General features: G+C 51.7%; 20 protein-coding genes. 8 read left to right on the top strand and 12 right to left on the bottom strand.

Translation table 11 applies throughout. The features are described from left to right. Window positions 1–3: 3 nt before the first annotated feature. Window positions 4–954 carry a mitochondrial fission ELM1 family protein gene (locus GM557_RS04245; RefSeq protein WP_155573085.1) on the bottom strand — a complete coding sequence of 317 codons (951 nt, stop codon included), beginning with the start codon at window positions 952–954 and terminating at the stop codon, window positions 4–6. Window positions 955–1,018: 64 nt separating this feature from the next. Between GM557_RS04245 and GM557_RS04240 the strand changes: the two genes are divergently transcribed. Then, window positions 1,019–2,176, top strand: coding sequence for a DEAD/DEAH box helicase (locus tag GM557_RS04240; RefSeq protein ID WP_155573084.1), 1,158 nt, complete (start codon window positions 1,019–1,021; stop codon window positions 2,174–2,176). Between the two features lie 63 nt (window positions 2,177–2,239). Here the strand turns inward: GM557_RS04240 and glyA are convergent, their stop codons facing one another. Then, on the bottom strand, window positions 2,240–3,535 hold the full coding sequence (gene glyA / locus GM557_RS04235; RefSeq protein ID WP_155573083.1) for a serine hydroxymethyltransferase: 1,296 nt from the start codon (window positions 3,533–3,535) through the stop codon (window positions 2,240–2,242). 107 nt (window positions 3,536–3,642) lie between these two features. On the opposite strand from glyA, the gene GM557_RS04230 reads away from it, so the two are divergent. The 5 genes from GM557_RS04230 (at window position 3,643) to GM557_RS04210 (ending at window position 9,505) form a co-directional block, all read left to right on the top strand. Continuing rightward, window positions 3,643–5,091 carry an APC family permease gene (locus tag GM557_RS04230; protein ID WP_155573082.1) on the top strand — a complete coding sequence of 483 codons (1,449 nt, stop codon included), beginning with the start codon at window positions 3,643–3,645 and terminating at the stop codon, window positions 5,089–5,091. A gap of 73 nt (window positions 5,092–5,164) precedes the next feature. Next, window positions 5,165–6,628 (top strand): APC family permease, encoded by a 1,464-nt coding sequence (locus GM557_RS04225; protein WP_155573081.1) that lies wholly within the window; start codon window positions 5,165–5,167, stop codon window positions 6,626–6,628. 24 nt (window positions 6,629–6,652) lie between these two features. After that, window positions 6,653–8,098, top strand: a complete 1,446-nt coding sequence (locus tag GM557_RS04220) for an amino acid permease (protein ID WP_155573080.1) — start codon at window positions 6,653–6,655, stop codon at window positions 8,096–8,098. 23 nt (window positions 8,099–8,121) lie between these two features. Further along, the gene (gene hemB, locus GM557_RS04215; RefSeq protein ID WP_155573079.1) at window positions 8,122–9,117 is read left to right on the top strand and encodes a porphobilinogen synthase; all 996 of its coding nucleotides are present in this window, start codon (window positions 8,122–8,124) and stop codon (window positions 9,115–9,117) included. Then, on the top strand, window positions 9,107–9,505 hold the full coding sequence (locus GM557_RS04210) for a YraN family protein (protein ID WP_266137715.1): 399 nt from the start codon (window positions 9,107–9,109) through the stop codon (window positions 9,503–9,505). The genes hemB and GM557_RS04210 overlap by 11 nt, the downstream gene beginning before the upstream one ends. Before the next feature lie 69 nt (window positions 9,506–9,574). Here GM557_RS04210 and GM557_RS04205 read toward each other — a convergent pair whose 3' ends face one another. The 9 genes from GM557_RS04205 to purB all read right to left on the bottom strand — a co-directional run bounded on the left by GM557_RS04205 (window position 9,575) and on the right by purB (window position 16,760). Then, window positions 9,575–9,877: a hypothetical protein gene (locus tag GM557_RS04205; protein WP_155573078.1), complete on the bottom strand. Its 303-nt coding sequence runs from the start codon at window positions 9,875–9,877 to the stop codon at window positions 9,575–9,577. 151 nt (window positions 9,878–10,028) lie between these two features. After that, entirely contained in the window at window positions 10,029–10,364 is a 336-nt protein-coding gene (gene grxD / locus GM557_RS04200; protein ID WP_155573077.1) for a Grx4 family monothiol glutaredoxin, read from the bottom strand. A gap of 18 nt (window positions 10,365–10,382) precedes the next feature. After that, window positions 10,383–10,610: a BolA family protein gene (locus tag GM557_RS04195; RefSeq protein ID WP_155573514.1), complete on the bottom strand. Its 228-nt coding sequence runs from the start codon at window positions 10,608–10,610 to the stop codon at window positions 10,383–10,385. 31 nt (window positions 10,611–10,641) lie between these two features. Beyond that, complete coding sequence (gene purL / locus GM557_RS04190; protein WP_155573076.1) at window positions 10,642–12,882, bottom strand: phosphoribosylformylglycinamidine synthase subunit PurL; 2,241 nt, start codon at window positions 12,880–12,882, stop codon at window positions 10,642–10,644. Beyond that, complete coding sequence (gene purQ / locus GM557_RS04185) at window positions 12,882–13,580, bottom strand: phosphoribosylformylglycinamidine synthase subunit PurQ (RefSeq protein WP_155573075.1); 699 nt, start codon at window positions 13,578–13,580, stop codon at window positions 12,882–12,884. Before purQ ends, purL begins: the two co-directional genes overlap by 1 nt. Beyond that, on the bottom strand, window positions 13,577–14,314 hold the full coding sequence (locus tag GM557_RS04180; RefSeq protein WP_155573074.1) for a Rap1a/Tai family immunity protein: 738 nt from the start codon (window positions 14,312–14,314) through the stop codon (window positions 13,577–13,579). The genes purQ and GM557_RS04180 overlap by 4 nt, the downstream gene beginning before the upstream one ends. Further along, window positions 14,311–14,553 carry a phosphoribosylformylglycinamidine synthase subunit PurS gene (gene purS, locus GM557_RS04175; protein WP_370513425.1) on the bottom strand — a complete coding sequence of 81 codons (243 nt, stop codon included), beginning with the start codon at window positions 14,551–14,553 and terminating at the stop codon, window positions 14,311–14,313. The genes GM557_RS04180 and purS overlap by 4 nt, the downstream gene beginning before the upstream one ends. Beyond that, on the bottom strand, window positions 14,550–15,314 hold the full coding sequence (gene purC, locus GM557_RS04170) for a phosphoribosylaminoimidazolesuccinocarboxamide synthase (protein ID WP_155573073.1): 765 nt from the start codon (window positions 15,312–15,314) through the stop codon (window positions 14,550–14,552). Before purC ends, purS begins: the two co-directional genes overlap by 4 nt. Window positions 15,315–15,428: 114 nt before the next feature. Further along, window positions 15,429–16,760, bottom strand: a complete 1,332-nt coding sequence (gene purB / locus GM557_RS04165) for an adenylosuccinate lyase (protein WP_155573072.1) — start codon at window positions 16,758–16,760, stop codon at window positions 15,429–15,431. A 224-nt stretch (window positions 16,761–16,984) separates the two neighbouring features. Between purB and GM557_RS04160 the strand changes: the two genes are divergently transcribed. Both GM557_RS04160 and GM557_RS04155 read left to right on the top strand, forming a co-directional pair. Continuing rightward, entirely contained in the window at window positions 16,985–17,638 is a 654-nt protein-coding gene (locus tag GM557_RS04160) for a TerC family protein (protein WP_155573071.1), read from the top strand. Then, window positions 17,601–19,502: a lytic transglycosylase domain-containing protein gene (locus GM557_RS04155; protein ID WP_155573070.1), complete on the top strand. Its 1,902-nt coding sequence runs from the start codon at window positions 17,601–17,603 to the stop codon at window positions 19,500–19,502. The genes GM557_RS04160 and GM557_RS04155 overlap by 38 nt, the downstream gene beginning before the upstream one ends. Before the next feature lie 66 nt (window positions 19,503–19,568). Here the strand turns inward: GM557_RS04155 and GM557_RS04150 are convergent, their stop codons facing one another. Then, complete coding sequence (locus GM557_RS04150; protein WP_155573069.1) at window positions 19,569–19,886, bottom strand: hypothetical protein; 318 nt, start codon at window positions 19,884–19,886, stop codon at window positions 19,569–19,571. Window positions 19,887–19,945 lie beyond the last annotated feature (59 nt).

The raw sequence follows: 19,945 nt of genomic DNA, 5'->3' as shown, positions 1-19,945 counted from the left end.
GAATCACCCTTTCTGCTCAAACTGAATACGCCGTCTTACTTCTTCCGCTGCTAGCCAAGTATCGTCAAGGTGATAACAAGGAATAAATGAGGCTACGTCTAAAGAAGACTGAATACGTCCCGCTTTTTGTAAGGTCTTTACAAAAGAATCTATCCGTGAAGACCTACCCTTTAGCGGCAAAATACATACGGGTTTATCTGTTGCCACCGCCTCTGAAATCATCGAGACACTATCTTGGGTAACGGCTAAAATATCAGCACAAGCGAGCAAGCCCATATAAGGGTTCTCCTCCCCCTCACCATCCATCACCACAGCCCCAAGGGGGTGAAGATGCGCACGCATAAAGGCAAGGGCCTTAGGGGATGTGCGGCGCGATGGCGTGATAACACATCGAACTGACGTTTTGCGTATAAAGCCGGCAATTTGTGCAGCAAGAGCTGCGGCTTCACTCTCCTCAAAACGATACCGCCCATTAGACCCGCCAAGAAGAACCCCTAGGACCCTCTCCGCCCCTGCGCGAATGGGGGTATGCCAACACCGTGCAGCCTCTACTAAACGGGCGGGGGTGACATCATGTAACGCCGTGCGAATAGATAATACATTCGGCCCGCTAAGCTTATCATGCTCATTAGCAATCACTAGCGCATAGGGAGAAAGGCGCGCTCTAGGGTGCTGAATCTGTACGACAGGAAGACCATAATGTGTTCCCAGAGCCGCCCCTGCGACCCCGCCCTTCCCCCCGAGGCTGATAATAAGACGGGTTGCAGAGGATAGATGAAATGGTGCAAAAAGACCCAAAGAACGCGGCCAAAACCGAACGGGTAAGCGAAGGACCCATGAATCTTTTTGTGTTATAATAGGCTGAAAATCCCAAGAGAAACCCGCCCTTTCTGCCAAGCCTCGCCCTTGTGAACGCATCCCGGCATAATCCTCGGCAATAATCGTCGCATGCATCGTGAAAAGGCTCCCTAGGGTATTAAGCCATCATCATTCCTCCTCTCTAGCAAGACTATCCTCCATGACCCATAGTGATTTTACAACCCTTGGCCTCTCCGATGCTCTTACGCATGCTGCACAAAAAGCGGGCATGATGAAACCGACAGCGATTCAACAACACGCTATTCCGCCCCTGCTGGCAGGGCGAGATGTTCTGTTACCCGGCCAAACAGGGACCGGCAAAACCGCCGCTTTTGTTCTCCCTGCCCTCCAAAAACTTGCTCGTCTTAAAGAGGATGGCTCTACCCCCTCTATCCCGCGCATCCTCATCTTAGAGCCAACACGCGATTTAGCCATGCAGACCGCAGCAGTGTGCCGCCAGTTGGGCCGTCAACTCCCGCTCAAAACGCGTGTGATTTGCGGGGGTGTCCCACGCGAGCAACAAGCTCTCTCCTTAGCGCAAGGGGCCGATATTATCGTTGCCACCCATGGCCGTTTGCTCGATTTTGTGGAGAAAGGCGACCTATCGTTAGAGCATATTCTCTATCTTGTGCTGGATGAAGCAGACCGCCTTTTAGATGAGGAGTTCTCAGCCAGTATGACGGCCCTTGTCCCCTATATTGCTGACCGTCCCCAAACGGTCTTTTGCTCAGCCACCCTGCCTGCGCCTGTCATGGCTCTTGCCAAACGCGTAACAAAAGACCCTATCCGGGTCGAACCGGGAGAAGAAGAAGTCACGCCGCGGCGTATTCGCCAGCAAGCCCTCTTCATCACAGATGACCAAAAAGAGCCACTCCTGCAAAAACTACTGGAAACTACCCCCCACCTAAAAGACGGGAAAACAGGCCGCACCATTATTTTTACTAAAACGAAACAACGGGCTGATTCTGTTGCCAAATCATTGAGGAAGGCACGATATAAAGCCATCGCCCTGCATGGTGGACAAACCCAAGGCGAACGGAAAAAGACGTTAGAGCGTTACCAAGAGCAGGCTGGAGCCATCCTCGTAACAACCGATATAGCAGCCCGTGGGCTGGATATTGATGATATTCAACTCGTCATCAATATGGACCTACCTCAAACGCCAGAGCTTTATATTCATCGCATTGGCCGTACGGCCCGGGCAGGGAAGCAAGGCCGTGCCGTAACTTTCGTGACATTTGATGAACGCGCCCGCCTACGCGATATTGAAAAACATATCAACTACCGCATCCGCATCATCACGACCGAGACGCTCTAAACCCATCCCCCTATGGCCGAATGGCGACCATCACGACCATAGGGGAGCAGGCTACCAGCCCTTTTAAGCAGAGGCACGATCATAAATTGGGAAGCGAGCGCATAGCTCCTTCACCTCTTTGCGCACGCGGGCGAATGTTGCTTCATCCTCCTCATCGGCACTCAGCACCGCATCAATCATACGCGCCACTTGGCGGAACTCCGCCTCACCAAAACCACGCGCTGTTGCTGCCGGGCTACCCAAACGCACGCCGGAGGTCACAAAAGGCTTTTCTGGGTCGAATGGTACAGCGTTCTTATTCGCGGTAATGCCAGCACGCTCCATGAGAGCTTCCGCCTTCTTGCCAGTCACCTTCTTAGGACGCAGGTCCACCAGCACGAGATGCGTATCGGTCCCACCTGTTACGATGTCGAAGCCACATTTCAACAGCTCATCAGCCAGAGCCCGCGCATTAGCCTGCACACGCTGCTGATAATGTTTGAACTCCTCTTGCAGAGCCTCACCAAAAGCCACAGCCTTACCTGCAATCACATGCATCAAAGGACCACCCTGAAGGCCCGGGAACACCGCTGAGTTAATCTTCTTCGCGATGTCTGCATCATTCGTCATGATGATACCACCGCGCGGGCCGCGTAATGTTTTATGCGTTGTGGAGGTCGTAATATCTGCATGAGGAACCGGGCTTGGGTAAAGGCCAGCCGCTACAAGCCCGGCAAAATGGGCCATATCGACCATCAAATAAGCCCCGACCTCATCAGCAATCTTGCGGAAACGAGGGAAGTCAATCACACGCGGATACGCAGAGCTGCCCGCTACGATGATGCGCGGCTTATGCTCGCGAGCCAGACGCTCCATCTCCTCATAATCGAGCAGACCATCCTCCCCGCGCACACCATATTGCACCGCATTGAACCATTTGCCGGAATAATTCGGCGCGGCACCATGGGTGAGATGCCCCCCCGCTGCGAGGCTCATACCGAGGATGGTATCACCGGGCTTAGCCAATGCCATAAAGGCGGCCTGATTCGCATTAGCCCCAGAGTGAGGTTGCACATTGACAAACTCCGCGCCGAAAATCTTCTTCAAACGCTCAATGGCAAGATTCTCAACCTTATCAACATCAACACAGCCACCGTAATAACGGCGACCGGGCAGACCTTCCGCGTATTTATTGGTCAGAACAGAGCCTTGAGCCTCCATCACAGCAAAAGACGCCATATTCTCCGAGGCAATTAACTCAATACCATCTTGTTGACGCTCCAACTCGGCATTCAGAATCGCACTAACCTCGGCGTCACGCTCCTTTAAAGGAGCATGATAGAAAGCATGAAGGGTAGATTTTTTGACGTTGTCGGACATTCGCTACGCATCTCTCTGCAAAAAAACTCTTCCTTTTTATAAGCATGAGAGCTAAGCGCGTCTATCGTTGCGGGATAATTACCTTTAAAAATACTGTGAGAGCCATCATGACCACGCCCCTTTTGCAGAGAAAACCAGTCGCCCCCCCCACCAATCATCCTAATGGGTTGAAGCGTGTCTTTGGCCCGTGGCGGCTTATCATGATGGGCGTTGGTGTCACAGTTGGGGCTGGGCTTTTCTCCCTCACCGGTGTGGCCGCTGGGCAAAATGCTGGCCCTGCGGTGGTTATCTCCTTCCTCATCGCCGCTATCGCCGCAAGTTTTGCCGGACTATGCTACGCCGAACTTGCCGGGATGCTCCCCGCCGGTGGGTCGGCTTATGCCTACGCTTATGCTGGCCTTGGTGAGATCATCGCATGGATTATCGGCTGGGATTTGATTTTGGAATATACTGTCGGGGCTGGGGCGGTGGCCTCCAGTGCTTCGGGCTATATTGCCTCCCTCCTTAAAGGGTGGAACATCCTCATAGACCCGCGCCTCCTTAATCCACCTCTTACAACCCTCACCTTGCCCAATGGCCAAACCGCTCATGCGTGGTGCAACCTACCGGCAATGCTCATTCTTTTCGTCATCACACTTTTACTTATGCGGGGAACTAATTTTTCTGCCCGCCTGAATGCGCTGGTCGTCTTCATTAAGCTCTTGGTCATTGTTGGGCTGATTATTGTCTGCACACCCTTTGTCGATGTCAGCCATTTCCACCCCTTTATCCCCCAAAATACGGGAAACTTTGGCCATTTTGGTGTCAGCGGCATTATGCGCGCTGCGGGTATGGCTTTCTTTGCCTATATCGGCATTGATATTGTCTCGACCGCCGCACAAGATACCAGCAACCCTCAACGCAATATGCCCATTGGGATTTTAGGTAGCCTGCTGCTTTGCGCGATTATCTATGTTGTGTTCTCAACCATTCTCGTAGGTGTCGTAGATTACCATCTCCTCGCCCATGACCCCAGCCCTGTTGCCACGGCTATGGATAAAATCCATCTGCCATGGATGGCTGTATTGGTAAAAATCGGCATTACCTTCGGCTTTATTTCCGTCCTTTTCGGCCTCCTCATCGGCCAAAGCCGTATTGCTATGAATATGGCAGAAGATGGCCTCCTCCCCAGCTTTTTAGGGCGTGTTCATAAGGGTACACGCACCCCTTGGACAGCCCATATCATCACCGCCTGTGCAGCCGCCCTACTCGCCGGGTGCGTCCCTATTGCCACCTTGGGCGAGATGACCTCCATCGGTACATTGCTTGCCTTTGTGATTGTCTGTGCAGGCGTCACCGCCCTACGCTTCCGCGCTCCTAATGCCCCGCGTAGCTTCCGCGTACCGGGTGGGCCAGTACTCATTCCCTTTTTAGGAATCATCACCTGTGGGATTGTCATTGCCTCCATGAGCCCACTTACTTGGGCACGGTTGCTCATTTGGTTGGCCATTGGGTTTGTCATTTATTTCGCTTATGGCATCCGTAAGAGCAAATTACGCAATAAGTCTTCTCATTAGGGGTGGAAAATTATAATAATCTTCCATAATAAGGTGAGCGATGCACTAAAGAGACGATGAAAGTATCCCCATCATGAAGTCATCCCTATGGCGTAAAAAGACCATTACCGCCCCTGTTGAGCCTAGCGGCCTAAAGCGGGTTTTTGATACATGGCAGCTTATTGCCATCGGGGTAGGCGTCACTATTGGTGCGGGGCTTTTCTCTCTTACAGGCGTAGCCTCCGGCCTTTATGCTGGCTCGGCTATACCGCTCTCCTTCCTCATCGCTGGTATTGCCGCCAGTTTTGCAGGTTTATGTTATGCCGAACTCTCTGGCATGATCCCTTCTGGTGGCTCCGCCTACTCCTACGCTTATGCCGCCTTGGGGGAGGTTGTGGCATGGGTTATCGGCTGGGATTTAATCTTGGAATATACCGTCAGCACAGCGGCTGTTGCCTCTAGCTGGTCGGGCTATATTGTCTCCTTCCTCAAGGACTGGGGAATCGTCATAGATCCTCGCCTTCTCCACCCGCCCATGACGCTTGTTACCCTCCCCGATGGGCAAACAGCGCATGCATGGTTTAACGCCCCTTGTTTGTTCATCCTCTGGCTCGTTACCTTTATGCTCACCCGTGGAGTGAAAGAATCAGCACGGATGAACGGCCTTGTCGTGGCTATCAAGTTCTGTGTGCTTGTTGGGATGATTATTGCCGCGCTGCCTCACATCAATATGGCGCATTTTCATCCCTTTATTGCCCCTAATACAGGCCAGTTTGGCATTTTTGGCTTTAGCGGCGTTATGCGTGCCGCAGGGATGGCCTTCCTCGCTTATATCGGCTTCGACATCGTCTCGACCGCCGCGCAAGATACCAAAAACCCACAAAAATCCATGCCCTTTGCGATTTTGGGCAGCTTGATTATTTGCACGATTATCTATGTGGCTTTCTCAGCCGTGTTGATTGGTGTAGTGGATTATCACCGCTTTGCAAACGACCCTAGTCCCGTTGCCACGGTTATGGATGTCATCAACCTTCCTTGGTTGGGTTTGCTCATTAAAGGAGGGATTTGTCTCGGTTACTTATCTGTCCTTTATGGGTTGTTAATGGGCCAGAGCCGTATCCTCCTCGCTATGGCACAAGATGGTTTATTACCCGCCTTCTTCAGCCGTCTTAACCCCAAGAGCCATACCCCTGTACCCAGCCATATGCTGAGCTTCCTCGTTAGCGGGGCACTCGCTTGCTGCTTACCCATCAATATCCTTGCCGATATGGCCTCTATCGGTACGTTAGCGGCCTTCATCATCGTATGCGCGGGCGTTATTGCGCTGCGCTTTAGGGCACCCCACGCCCCGCGTACCTTCCGCTTGCCGGGTGGGCCATGGCTTATCCCCGGCCTCGGCATCCTTTCATGTGGTAGTGTCATGCTCTCCATGAGTCTTGTCACATGGATGCGGCTTATTATCTGGTTAGCCATTGGTGCCGTGATTTATTTCGCCTATAGCATAAAACATAGCCACCTAAGGACGAAGCATCACCCTACGTCCTCTCGTCCTGACTGACCGTAACAACGTGGAGCAAGCCTCATGAACAGGCCCTTCTGGCGCACCAAACCAATCGCCCAAACCCTTACCACCAAAACAGGGTTACGCCGTGTCTTAGGCTTATGGCAGTTAATTGCCCTTGGTGTGGGTGTGACTGTAGGGGCCGGTCTGTTCTCGATGACAGGTGTTGCGGCGGGGCAATATGCTGGCCCCGCTGTCACGCTCTCCTTCCTCATCGCGGCCATCGCCTGCGCCTTCGCTGGCCTTTGCTATGCGGAACTCGCTGGAATGATTCCAGAAGGAGGCTCCGCCTATACTTACGCTTATACGGGCATGGGCGAAGGCATTGCCTGGATTATCGGCTGGGATTTAATCCTCGAATATACCGTTAACGCCTCCACCGTTGCCGCCAGCTGGTCGGGTTATTTTGCCGCTCTCCTCCACGGGCTAGGCATCCATCTGGACCCTCGCTTCCTCGCCCCAACGGGGGCGGCTGTTATGACGCCCGATGGTCATTTTGTACATGCTTGGTTTAATGCACCAGCCGTCTTCATCATCTGGGCCGTGACAGCGTTGCTCATGTACGGGACACAAATCTCAAGCAAAATTAACCTCTCTATTGTTATTCTCAAACTCGTTATCATTGGCAGTGTTACAGCCGTATGCTTGCCTTATATTAGAGGCACTCACCTCCATCCTTTCATTCCCCCCAATACCGGGCAATTCGGCAATTTTGGTGTTAGTGGGGTTATGCGCGCAGCGGGGCTTATCTTCTTTGCCTATATTGGGTTTGACATCGTCTCTACCGCAGCGCAGGATAGTAAAAACCCGCAACGCAATATTCCGTTAAGTATTCTTGGTAGCCTTATCATCTCTGCTATCATTTATATGATATTCTCATTTGTTATTGTCGGCGTTGTTGATTACCGCGCCATGCTGCATGACCCGAACCCTGTATCGACCGTCCTTGGTAGTCTTCATATGTCATGGTTCTCTAGTGTCATTACACTGGGTATTGCCTTTGGATATATCTCCGTTATTTATGGTTTGCTCATGGGGCAGAGCCGTATTTGCCTCTCCATGGCAAAAGATGGCCTCCTCCCCCCTCTCTTCTCAAAACTTAATGAGCGTAGCCGTACACCGTGGAGCTCCCACATCATCACCGCTATTGTGGCAAGCCTTCTCGCCGCGTGCCTTCCTATTGATATTCTCGGGAAGATGACCTCCATCGGCACGTTATTGGCGTTCATCATCGTTTGCCTGGGCGTGATGATTCTACGCATTCGTCAGCCTGACGCTGTGCGGCGTTTTCGCACCCCCGGCGGGCCGTTCCTCATTCCCATTTTAGGGATTATCTCCTGCGGTGCTGTCATGCTCGCTATGGACCTCATGACATGGATCAGGCTTGTCGTATGGTTGCTAATTGGTATGGGCGTCTATCTTTGCTACGGATTGCATCGTAGCCATATTCGTCATTCACACCATTAGGAAGATAAAGGTACAAACATATTATGGTAAGAAGCTCTTTCCCGCAGACACGCTTACGGCGAAACCGTTTTGACGATGCCACACGCCGCTTGGTAAGCGAGACACATCTGCATGTTGATAATCTCATCTGGCCTATTTTCATCTGTGAAGGCGAGCAACAACGCCAAAAAGTGAAGGCCATGCCGGGGGTGGAACGGGTCAGTTTAGACCTGTTAGTAGAGCATGTGCGTCCCGCTGTGGAGCTTGGCATCCCTGCTGTCGCCCTCTTCCCCGTTACCCCGTTGGAAAAACGTAGCGAAACTGGTGAGGAAGCCCTTAACCCTGATAATCTGATGTGCCGAGCCGCGCGCGTCTTAAAGCAGGCTTACCCTCACCTGGCTTTAGTAGGGGACGTAGCCTTGGACCCCTACACATCCCACGGTCATGATGGCTTAATTAAGGATGGTCACATCCTCAATGATGAATCGGTAGATGTTCTGCGCCATCAGGCCTTGAACCAAGCAAAGGCTGGCATTGATATTATTGCCCCATCCGACATGATGGATGGCCGCGTTAAAGCCATCCGCAGCATTTTAGATGAACATGACTTTCACACAACGCGTATCATGGCCTATGCGGCCAAATATGCCTCTGCCTTTTATGGCCCCTTCCGAGATGCTCTGGGCTCCAACGCTCTGCTGAATGGTGATAAAAAGAGCTATCAGATGGACCCCGCTAATAGCGATGAAGCCCTCCGGGAAGTCGCTATGGATTTAGCCGAAGGGGCGGATATGGTAATGGTCAAACCCGGGATGCCCTATCTTGATATCATCCGCCGGGTACGTGACACATTCTCCGTGCCGACATTTGCCTATCAAGTCTCTGGCGAATATTCCATGATTATGGCCGCTATTGAGAATGGCTGGCTAGAACGCGAGAAAACCATTCTGGAAAGCCTCATCGCGTTCCGCCGGGCTGGCTGCCATGGCATCCTGACCTATTTTGCTGTTGAAGCGGCGCGTCTGCTGCGTGGTCGTTAAGCCACGCTTTTCCCCCTCTCCTCTCCGTAGGAGACGGGGAAGCCTTGCCCATAAGGCAGGCCTTGAGGCGGAAAAATTAGCTGAAGACTATATCCATCACCAAGGCTTTACAATCTTAGCCCGCCGCTATCGCACAGCTTATGGTGAGATTGACCTGCTTGCAGCCGATGATGATTACTTACTCGCCATTGAAGTCAAACAACGTACAACCCTAGGCGAAGCCCGTTACGCCGTGTCCACACGTCAAAGCCAGAGGTTATTGCGGGCGTTTCAACTCGTAATTGAGACCCATCCAGAGTGGCAACGGGAAAATACGCGCTTTGATGTCATCATCATTGATATAGCTGGTGAGATTGACCACATCCGAGATGCGTTACGACTTACTTAAAGCATCAAAAAAAAGCCTCATCACGCACATGATGAAGCTTTTGATAGTAGATGAAAGGCAAGAGAAGCATCACCCACGGTGACGATGAGTTACCCGCCCGTGCCTTGCAGCAGTATGACTATAATAGGACACATTCCGCACTGCTACAGCATGATGACGATGGGTGGCTGCAACGCGGCTCCCCAAAACATGCCCCCGCCATGAATGACGAGCAACATGCTGGAATGCTGAAGGAGGCGCAATGAGGGCATCAAATGTTAATTTACCCGCTTCATGCTCTGTTAAAACACGCTCAGCATGAGCTGGAGCCATCGTTACACCAGCTAAGCCCAGAAGGCCAAAAATAGCCCCCTTTGTACGGGATATTTTCATCTATCGCCCCTTCTCACACCCCACCCACCTAGAGGGGATAACGCATCTCTCACAAATAATGAAAACTCTAATCATGTTAAGGAAAAGAAAGCAATAAAAATTGCCTCTCCTTAAACAATTCTTTAGAGACTCTCATCCTCTCTCACGCTTATCACTCAGCGTTTTTAAGCAACCCTTTCTCCACAAGCAGTGATTCCAACTCACCACTCTGATACATATCGGTCACAATATCGCACCCACCGATAAACTCACCTTTTACATAAAGCTGAGGGATGGTCGGCCATTGCGAAAAATCTTTGATTCCCTGACGGATTGCAGGATTTTCCAAAACATTTTCCGTCTCAAACTCAACGCCAATATGGCTCAGAATCTGCACAACACGCGCAGAGAAACCACATTGCGGAAACTGCTTATCCCCCTTCATGAAAAGCATAACGGGGTTTTTATCAACTAATGCCTGAATTGTCTGAAAAACAGCATCATTCATCTTATCTGTCCTTTCCACTCACTCAGGAGCCCGCGTCTTAACGGCCAAAGCATGTAGCTCCGTCCCCACACGGTCCCCGAAAGCGTCATAAACCAGCTTATGCTGTTTCACCCGTGTTAACCCACGGAATACGTCACTCACAACTTCACAGGCGAAATGATTACCATCGCCTGCAAGGTCTTCAACCACAATTTCCGCATTAGGGAAAGCCGCACGAAGGGCTTTTTCAATCTCATTTACCGTCATCATGCTTACTCTCCCTCTATAGCCGCATTCTTCAGGATAGCTGTTCATCCAGATGCACAAGCGGTGCATCTTCCTGCCCCATAAAACGGGGGAAGAAGGACGCATGCAGTGCCTGCATCTTCCCAACCGTAAGAGCCCCCTCTGTGCCAATTTTCAGCGTATCACCGCCTACATGGCCCAGACGCTGCACGGGAACACCTTTTCCCTGCGCTGCCTTTATCACAGAATCGGCCTGCTGCGTCACCACAACATAACGCGCTTGGTCTTCCCCAAACCAATAAGCATGAGCAGGCATATCCGCAGGAGCATCCGCAAGGCTGCAACCGATCCCACCTGCCATAGCCATCTCAGCCACAGCGAGCAAAAGCCCACCATCTGAAACATCATGACAGGCCGTGACCAGCTCATCTTGAATCAATCCACGCACGAAATCACCATTCCGCCGCTCAGCTTCAAAATTAATCGCAGGAGGTGCGCCCTCCTCACGGTTGAGGATTTCCTTCAACCATAAAGACTGCCCGAGTGTGCCAATCGTCTCCCCAATGAGGAGAATCTCTCCTGCGTCAGGGAAGGCAAGACCAACGGCTTTATGTACATCCTCCAGCACACCAACGCCACCAATCACAGGGGCAGGTTGGATGGCTGTAACGCTCCCATCATCACCACGCGTCTCGTTATAAAGAGAGACATTCCCACTAACGACAGGGAAGTCCAACGCGCGCCCAGCATCGCCAATGCCTTTTACAGCCTCGACAAACTGCGCCATGATGTATGGATTTTCTGGGCTAGCGAAGTTTAGATTATCCGTCATCGCCAAAGGTCGCGCGCCTGTCGCGGTTATATTCCGCCAGACCTCTACAACAGCTTGCGCACCGCCAATATAAGGGTCCGCCTGCCCGTAACGCGGGGTACAATCGGTTGTCATCGCGAGGCCACGATTCGTACCCTCGACCCGTACAATCGCAGCATCAGCCCCACCGGGGCGTTTTACTGTCTGGCCACCTACGCCGCTATCATATTGATTCCAAATCCAAGCGCGCGAGGCCCCATTCCCGCTGGAAAGCAAACGGGACAAAGCAGCCTCTACCCCACAAGGAGCCGCTGGAGGGGTAAGGGCAGGTTGACGCTCATACGGAACTGTCGGGCGATCGTAAATTGGAGCTTCATCAGCCAATGGGCCCAAGGGAATATCGGCTTCTACAGTACCTTTATGACGTACCGTAATACGTCCGCTATCTGTCAGCGTGCCGACAATTGCAAAATCCAACTCCCATTTCTCAAAAATCTTACGGGCCACTTCTGTCCGGTCAGGACGCAGCACCATGAGCATGCGTTCCTGACTTTCAGAGAGCATCATCTCGTAAGCCTGCATATGGGTTTCGCGCTGCGGCACATGGTCTAGATCTAGGTCAATCCCGACACCACCTTTGCTAGCCATCTCCACAGCAGATGATGTCAGCCCTGCGGCACCCATATCCTGAATGGAAATCACAGCATCCGTTGCCATGAGTTCTAAACAAGCTTCGAGCAATAATTTCTCTGTGAACGGGTCCCCAACTTGAACAGTCGGCCTTTTTGAGCTCGATTCGGAATCGAACTCCGCGGAGGACATCGTCGCCCCATGGATGCCATCACGTCCTGTTTTAGACCCTACATAAACAACCGGATTCCCCACCCCCGCCGCAGCAGAAAGGAAGATACGATCCTGCCGTGCTAAGCCAACGGTCATGGCATTAACAAGCGGGTTGCAATTATAGGAATGATGGAAGTTTACCTCGCCCCCAACGGTTGGTACTCCCATGCAGTTACCATAACCGCCAATACCGCGCACAACACCATCAACAACGCGTTTTGTGTCTTTATGAGACGGGTCGCCAAAGCGTAGGGCATTTAAGTTCGCAATAGGGCGCGCACCCATTGTGAAAACATCACGCAGGATGCCCCCAACACCTGTCGCTGCCCCTTGATATGGCTCGATGAAAGAGGGGTGGTTATGGCTCTCCATCTTAAAAACAGCGGCCAAGCCATCCCCAATATCAATCACCCCAGCATTTTCACCGGGGCCATGAATCACCCAGGGGGCCTTTGTAGGCAAAGTCTTCAGATGCAGACGCGATGATTTATAGGAACAATGCTCCGACCACATCACCGAGAAAATACCAAGCTCTGTCAGACTCGGCGTGCGCCCCATAATGGTGAGTACCTTCTCATACTCATCATCTTTGAGGCCAAAAGAACGCGCCAATTCGAGATTAACAACAGCGGTTACCATTAGCCTAATCCCTCCAAAATCCCATTAAAGAGGGGCAAACCATCTGTGCCGCCCAATATGTCTTCTGTTAGATTTTCAGGGTGAGGCATAAGCCCACAAACACGGCGATTCTCACTCAACACACCCGCGATCGATCGGGCACTGCCATTCATATTAACATGTGCATCATGATGCTTCACCTGACCTGCCGCATCACAATAACGGAACGCCACACGCCCCTCACCCTCCAACTGGTCCAAGACCTCTGGGGCGGCAGTATAATTCCCATCCCCATGGGCTAAAGGCGCGCGAAATACGGCCCCACGCTCCCAACCAGCGGTAAAGATGCTATCGCGCCCTTCTACCTTAAGGTGACAATCCTGCGACAAAAAGCGCATGCCCGCATTACGCAATAACGCCCCGGGGAGCATCTGCGCCTCCGTAAGGAGCTGGAAGCCATTACAGACCCCCAGAACATATCCCCCTTTCTCTGCAAACTGACGAACAGCCCGCATAATAGGTGAATGTGCTGCCATAGCCCCACTACGCAGATAATCGCCAAAGCTAAAGCCGCCCGGCAGGACAATTAAATCGAACCCATCAACATTATCCTGCTGATGCCACAACATTTGAGGAGCTTTACCAGAAGCCACCTGAAATGCTTGTGCCATATCCCGCTCGCGATTCGTGCCGGGAAAAACGACAATGCCTATTTTCATCTGTTATCCCCTGACGGCGTACCCGCATAGCAAGGGTAGTTATCATGCAATGCCCGATAAACACCGCGTCCTGCTGGCTCGTTCAACGCATCTTCATGACCAGCATACCAACCGACAATCAAGGCGCGCAGCTGAGACATTCTCATCTCTTTAGGGACACAAAATGCCATCGGGTTATGCGCTCCCTCAATAGTGGAGAAATTGCGTGACCAAATCTCACTATCCATTGTCCCTGCGAGATAGCCATTACAGGCTGGCAAGCCAGCATTATGACTGCACAGAGCCACCAACCCCTTACCCGGCAGAGATGAAATACGCTGTGCTTGCGCCCGCCGCTCCGCATATAAACTCGCTACGCCAGAGGGGCATGTATAGTTATCATGCAAGGCTTGGAAAACACCCCGCCCTGCTGGCTGCCCCAGAGCTGTGCTATGACCAGCAAGCCACCCTACAACGAGAGACCGAATCTGCACCCCCTTAACTTGCGCCGGGATACAAAACGCAGGAGACGGCGCAGAGCCAAGCAAAAGCCCAAAGCTTTGAGACCAAGAAGCCCCATCCGTAATGCCCGCAAGATAGGCACTACACGCAGCAAAACGAGACTGCTTATCACAGCTCCGCGCTAGCTCCTCCCCCGATACGGTAGAGACACGCTGAGCATGAGCGGCATGCCCCACACACAAAGAGGCAAGGCCAAGGGCCAATGCAAACCCTATGTTACGGATAGCTCTCACGCACTTACCTCCACACGAAAATCCTCAATAACCTCATTAGCTAACAAAACACGCGCCATTTTCTCGCCTTGCTCTTTTGCCGCAGCGGCATCATTAGCCTTAACGTGCAAATCAACCACACGGCTAATGCGCACATCGGAGGCTTCCTCAAAACCGAGAGAATGCAGAGCATGCTCAACCGCTTTACCCTGTGGGTCTAACACGCCATTTTTCAGATATACAAAAACTCTGACTTTCACCGCATACCCTCCGTAGATACAGTCTCGACTTGCCCATTTTCTGGCAAGATGCCAAGGCGGCGTGCCACCTCTTGATAAGCTTCACCAACACCGCCCATATCCCGGCGGAAACGGTCTTTATCCATTTTTTCCTGTGTTTGGCTATCCCAAAGACGACAATTATCTGGCGAAATCTCATCAGCCAGTACAATGCGCATCTCGTCATCTTGCCAAAGACGCCCAAACTCCAACTTAAAATCTACCAGCGTAATGCCAACCCCGGTAAACAATCCGCAGAGAAAATCATTCACCCGCAACGCTAAACTTTGAATCTCCTCCAGCTCCTGCGGATGAGCCCACCCAAAGGTAACAATATGCTCCTCCGAGATGAGAGGGTCATTCAGCGCATCATTCTTATAATAATATTCCACCAAAGTGCGAGGCAGACGCTCCCCCTCCGGCAAGCCAAACCGCTTGGAAAGCGAACCAGCCACTACATTACGTACCACAACTTCCAACGGGATAATCTCAACCTCCCGCACAAGCTGCTCCCGCATATTTAAGCTACGGATGAAATGCGTAGGAATACCCATCTCACCAAGACGCAGCATCAAATATTCGCTAATGCGATTATTCAGGACGCCTTTACCGGTAATGACGCCACTCTTTGCCCCATTACCTGCCGTTGCATCATCTTTGAAATACTGAACCACCGTTCCCGGCTCAGGCCCTTCAAAGATAATCTTGGCTTTTCCTTCATAAATCTGACGCCGGCGAGCCATGCCATTTCATCCTTAACTAGTGGGCCTATCAAAGCCTTTTCGGCCCCTATATCACAAGAGATACCCTTATACGAGCCTAAGCCACAAATTGTGGCTCTGCCTCATAAAGTCCCTTTAACCAAATACGCGCTTAAAAATATGGTCCACCGCACGCAAATGGCGCGCCGGGTCTAGCGCATCATCCAACACAGCAGGCTCAACATGTTTTGCAACTTCTGGGTCTGCCTCTAGGTTTTCACGGAAGGTACGGCCCTCCGATGTGCCTAATTTTGTCCAAGTCGCCATAGCAGCACGTTGAACAATCCGATACGCATCCTCACGCGAGATACCAGCACGCGCCAGTACCAACAGGACTTCACCAGAATGAACAACCCCGCCCAAACTCTCAACATTAGCCAGCATTTGTTCTGGATAGACGACCAATTTTTCTATCATGCCAGAAAGGCGCGCAAGGGCGAAATCCAACACAATCGTCCCATCGGGGCAGATATTCCGCTCTACAGAAGAATGGCTAATGTCGCGCTCATGCCACAGAGCCACATCCTCCAGTGCTGGGGTGACATAAGAGCGCACCAACCGTGCTAGGCCCGTGAGATTCTCGGACAAAACAGGGTTACGCTTATGCGGCATGGCGGAGCTGCCTTTCTGCCCAGCATGGAAGAACTCCTCCGCTTCTCGCACTTCGGAGCGTTGAAGATGACGTACCTCTGTAGCAAGCCGCTCAATCCCGCTAGCAATCACACCCAAAGCGCAGAAAAAAGCGGCGTGGCGGTCCCGTGGAATCACCTGTGTGGATACAAACTCAGCCTTTAGCCCCAGATGAGAGGCGACATATTCTTCCACCTCTGGGTCGATATGCGCATATGTGCCTACCGCACCAGAGATAGCACATACGGCAATCTCCTCCCGCGCAACTTCGAGACGGCGACGATTACGGGCGAACTCAGCATAATGGCCCGCCAATTTTTGCCCAAAGCTCATCGGCTCGGCATGGATACCGTGGCTACGACCAATCGTAACGGTGTGTTTATGCTCAAAAGCGCGCTTCTTCAGGGCGGCAAGGAGAATATCCATATCCTCCAACAAAATATCCGCTGCTTGTGTTAGTTGCACCGCCAAACATGTGTCCAACACATCCGAAGATGTCATCCCCATATGGACAAAACGGCTCTCCGGCCCAACCTTCTCCGCCAACCATGTGAGGAAGGCAATCACATCATGGCGTGTTTCTGCCTCAATCTCATCAATCCGCGCTACATCAGCCTCACTAAAAGCGGCCATCGCGGCATCGCCTTTTGTGCGAATAACTTTAGCTGCCTCTGCCGGAATCTCCCCCCGGCGCGCCAAAGCCTCACACGCCAAGGCCTCAATCTCAAACCAGATGCGATACCGGTTTATAGGGGACCAAATGGCTGTCATCTGTGGGCGCGAATAGCGGGGGACCATGTTATAACTCCTGCTAGAAGGGCAATTATCCCCTGATTAGCCTAAAACTGCCCCTTTTGCCCAGAGCCGAAAACCCGCTATCTAACAATGAGTCCTTAATTCACAAAAACCATGGCAGAAAAACACACACAGCACGGCTTAACCGCTCATCCACTCTCACATTAAAAAGATTTTTTGTTTATAGATAGAAGATTAACAGCCTACCCTAGAGCTCAAGTGAACATATGACCATGGTGTCTCCTCTCTATTTCATCATGATGGTGTGCCTCACCATTATTCTGAATCTAGCATTGAGTGGCTATAATGTGGTGATTCTGCAAAATATTGTCGAGCATATCAGGCCGCCTCGGCTGGATATAGCACGCCAAACGCACCCCGATTTAGCCCAAAAACACCTCCGCTCATACCGCCGTACAGCTCTTATCTTCGGCTCCGCTTTGGCGGCATTTCTACGAATTGGCCTAACACTCATCCTAAGCGATATGCTCGTCTTCTCTTATACGAAGATTATCGCCGCTATTCTCCTTTTATGGACCAGTTGGATCTTATTCCGTACCCTTACCTCGCCTGATCCAGAAACCGAAAGCTCTCACTCAGCCAACTTAATAGAGGCGATTCCCAAAATCATTATGGCTGACCTCGCTTTGGGATTGGATAATATCTTAGCCGTTGCTTGCGTTTCCATTCATCACCACATCATTCTCATCAGCGGCCTTGTAATATCTATTCTAGCAATCACGATTGGCGTTATGATGGCTCCCGCGCAGTTGCTCCGTTTGCGCCGGTTAGAATGGGTAGGCTTAGTCATCATGCTTGTTCTAAGCATCCATCTTTTGATTCATGGCATTCGCGATGTTCCGCTTCCTCTTTTCTCGTAAATCAGGTCCTTTTTTAAGAGGGCTAACCCTACTTTATCTCGGCAGCATTGTTACAACAGCATGGGGGCAAACCCCCTCCCGTTTTGAAGAATGGCGCGCTCTAATCGCCTCAGACGGTACCAACTACCCTCCCACACGATATGCGGCTTTTCTAGCACAAAAACCAGATTGGCCCCTGCAAAAACGAATCGAAAGCCGTTATGAACGCGCCCTTCTTGCAGAGCCAGACCCAACGGTACGACAAACTCTTTGCCCTTCGCGCCCTATTCAACGTGCGGACCTCCTCGCTACCTGCGCGCCTTTTCTCCCTAACCTTGCCCAACAGGCGCGGCGTTTATGGCGGGAGCAGCCCATGGATGGGGAGCAAATGGCGTTATTCCTGCGACAATTTACTCCATATCTTACCCCTGAAGATGAAATCGCCCGTTACGAACTCTTAGAGCATACGGGGCCTATAAATACCGCCAAACAGCAAATAGAACGTACCCCGGAGCTATGGCACGCCCTCTTTTATGCCCGTCTGACAAACCGTTTTTCCACTTCCGATGCTGATGCGCTTTATCAAGCCAATGCTGCCAGCTCTGACCCTTCCCTTCTTTATTATCGCCTGAAATATTTACGCCTTCATGATCGGCTTGATGAAGCCACATCACTTTGGCTTACGAAGAAGCCCGGCACAGCAAGCAGCCCTCTCCTTCCCCCAAGCCCAGCAGATTGGCAAACTGAACGGGCTAATTTCGTTCGGGCCTTGCTGCGTACAGGGCGCGTAGAGGCTGCCTCTACTGGCTTTACCATTATGCAAGCCATACCGCCTCATCAACAAACACCAGAAACACGCTCCCTTATGGGCTATATCGCCTTTACCTTTTTACATAATCCACCCCAAGCGCATCCTTATTTTAAAGCTCTGGCCGAAGAAAATAACCTTAATAAACATGCTGAAGGGCTTTATTGGCTTGCCCGTACAGAGGAGAGCCTGCATCCACATACGGCATTAGAGACTTATAAAAAGGCGAGCAATTATCCCACCACCTTTTACGGCCAACTTGCTTTAGCCCATATAACGCACGCGCCTTTTTTATCCAGCTCACTCCGCAATGCGGATTTTTATGAAGCCTTACAAAGGCAGCTCCGCACGCTCCCTCCTACCCCAGCGGGACATAATCCCGCACGTGAGGATTTGCTACAAGCAAGCATAGACTTATGGCATGAAGGCGATGCTTTTAACGCTATGCTGATTTTAGCGTATCTTCAAGTCCATGAAGCCGATGATAAAGCAGCACAACTCGCCATTGCCCGCCTTGCTTTATCCCTCCCACTACCAAAAATCGCCATCCTCGCGACACGGCAACTTGCGCGGCTTGGGGTAGCCTTTTACCCCGGTGGCTATCCCTCACTCCCTCTCGCATCCTCCCCGGCTTTGCCTAATGGCTTACTCCCGGCCTTGGTCCGGCAAGAAAGCAGCATGGATGAAGCTGCCATAAGCCCGCGTCACGCCATTGGCCTAACCCAACTTCTCCTCCCCACGGCCCAGCAGATTATCCGACAACATCATCTCTCTTATAAACTAACCTCGGCACATGACCTCCAAGACCCGGAGACTAACCTCACAATCGGCAGTCTTTACCTAGAAGATATGCTGTCACGTTTTAATAATGTACTGCCTTACACATTAGCCGCCTATAATGCTGGCCCAACACGAGCCAAACGCTGGCAAGACGAGATGGAAAGCCCTATAACCCCAAGCGTTGGTGATGAAGATATATTGCTCCGTTGGGTGTTGTTACTCCCTTATAAAGAAACGCGCCTGTATATCGAACATATTGAAGCCGATATGTCTCTTTATGCTTTAGCCCCACAATAACACCCATAAAAAAAGCGGCCCGATTGGGCCGCTTCTTCCACTATAATGTGTGCTTAACACTCATTATTAGTGCTTGGAGTTCGCATCCGAAACGCCTGTGTTAGCAGCAGGAGCCGGAGCAGCCTCTGGTGCGGAAGCAGCAGGAGCAGCAGGCCGTGCCTTATCCAGAGATGTGCTGTTCAGGTCATCAGTGGCTTGCGGAGCCTTGCCCTCATCCTTCTTCTGGCCATGCTTCATGCCGCATTTCTTGCCATGATGATGGTGACCAGCGTGATGAGCATGGTGAGCCGGTGCCGGAGCAGCAGCCTCATCAGCAGCGAAAGCCGGAGCAGCAGCAGCCGTCAGGCCGAGCAGAGCAATAGCGGAAAGAGATAGTTTCTTCATAAAATCCTCCTCAATCATCCTTTTCTTGTGATGACGGGAGCTATCCTAGAATGGATAAG

This window comes from Bombella sp. ESL0385 (assembly GCF_009725755.1).
GTDB lineage: Bacteria > Pseudomonadota > Alphaproteobacteria > Acetobacterales > Acetobacteraceae > Bombella > Bombella pollinis.
The sequence above is the reverse complement of the archived record's forward strand: the minus strand, read 5'-3'. Positions and strand labels throughout refer to the sequence as shown.

Bases quoted from the DNA above. Each gene is read 5' to 3' on its own strand.
- GM557_RS04245 (WP_155573085.1), bottom strand. From the start codon at position 954: ATGCATGCGACGATTATTGCCGAGGATTATGCCGGGATGCGTTCACAA.
- GM557_RS04240 (WP_155573084.1), top strand. From the start codon at position 1,019: ATGACCCATAGTGATTTTACAACCCTTGGCCTCTCCGATGCTCTTACG.
- glyA (WP_155573083.1), bottom strand. From the start codon at position 3,535: ATGTCCGACAACGTCAAAAAATCTACCCTTCATGCTTTCTATCATGCT.
- GM557_RS04230 (WP_155573082.1), top strand. From the start codon at position 3,643: ATGACCACGCCCCTTTTGCAGAGAAAACCAGTCGCCCCCCCCACCAAT.
- GM557_RS04225 (WP_155573081.1), top strand. From the start codon at position 5,165: ATGAAGTCATCCCTATGGCGTAAAAAGACCATTACCGCCCCTGTTGAG.
- GM557_RS04220 (WP_155573080.1), top strand. From the start codon at position 6,653: ATGAACAGGCCCTTCTGGCGCACCAAACCAATCGCCCAAACCCTTACC.
- hemB (WP_155573079.1), top strand. From the start codon at position 8,122: ATGGTAAGAAGCTCTTTCCCGCAGACACGCTTACGGCGAAACCGTTTT.
- GM557_RS04205 (WP_155573078.1), bottom strand. From the start codon at position 9,877: ATGAAAATATCCCGTACAAAGGGGGCTATTTTTGGCCTTCTGGGCTTA.
- grxD (WP_155573077.1), bottom strand. From the start codon at position 10,364: ATGAATGATGCTGTTTTTCAGACAATTCAGGCATTAGTTGATAAAAAC.
- GM557_RS04195 (WP_155573514.1), bottom strand. From the start codon at position 10,610: ATGACGGTAAATGAGATTGAAAAAGCCCTTCGTGCGGCTTTCCCTAAT.
- purL (WP_155573076.1), bottom strand. From the start codon at position 12,882: ATGGTAACCGCTGTTGTTAATCTCGAATTGGCGCGTTCTTTTGGCCTC.
- purQ (WP_155573075.1), bottom strand. From the start codon at position 13,580: ATGAAAATAGGCATTGTCGTTTTTCCCGGCACGAATCGCGAGCGGGAT.
- purC (WP_155573073.1), bottom strand. From the start codon at position 15,314: ATGGCTCGCCGGCGTCAGATTTATGAAGGAAAAGCCAAGATTATCTTT.
- purB (WP_155573072.1), bottom strand. From the start codon at position 16,760: ATGGTCCCCCGCTATTCGCGCCCACAGATGACAGCCATTTGGTCCCCT.
- GM557_RS04160 (WP_155573071.1), top strand. From the start codon at position 16,985: ATGACCATGGTGTCTCCTCTCTATTTCATCATGATGGTGTGCCTCACC.
- GM557_RS04155 (WP_155573070.1), top strand. From the start codon at position 17,601: ATGGCATTCGCGATGTTCCGCTTCCTCTTTTCTCGTAAATCAGGTCCT.
- GM557_RS04150 (WP_155573069.1), bottom strand. From the start codon at position 19,886: ATGAAGAAACTATCTCTTTCCGCTATTGCTCTGCTCGGCCTGACGGCT.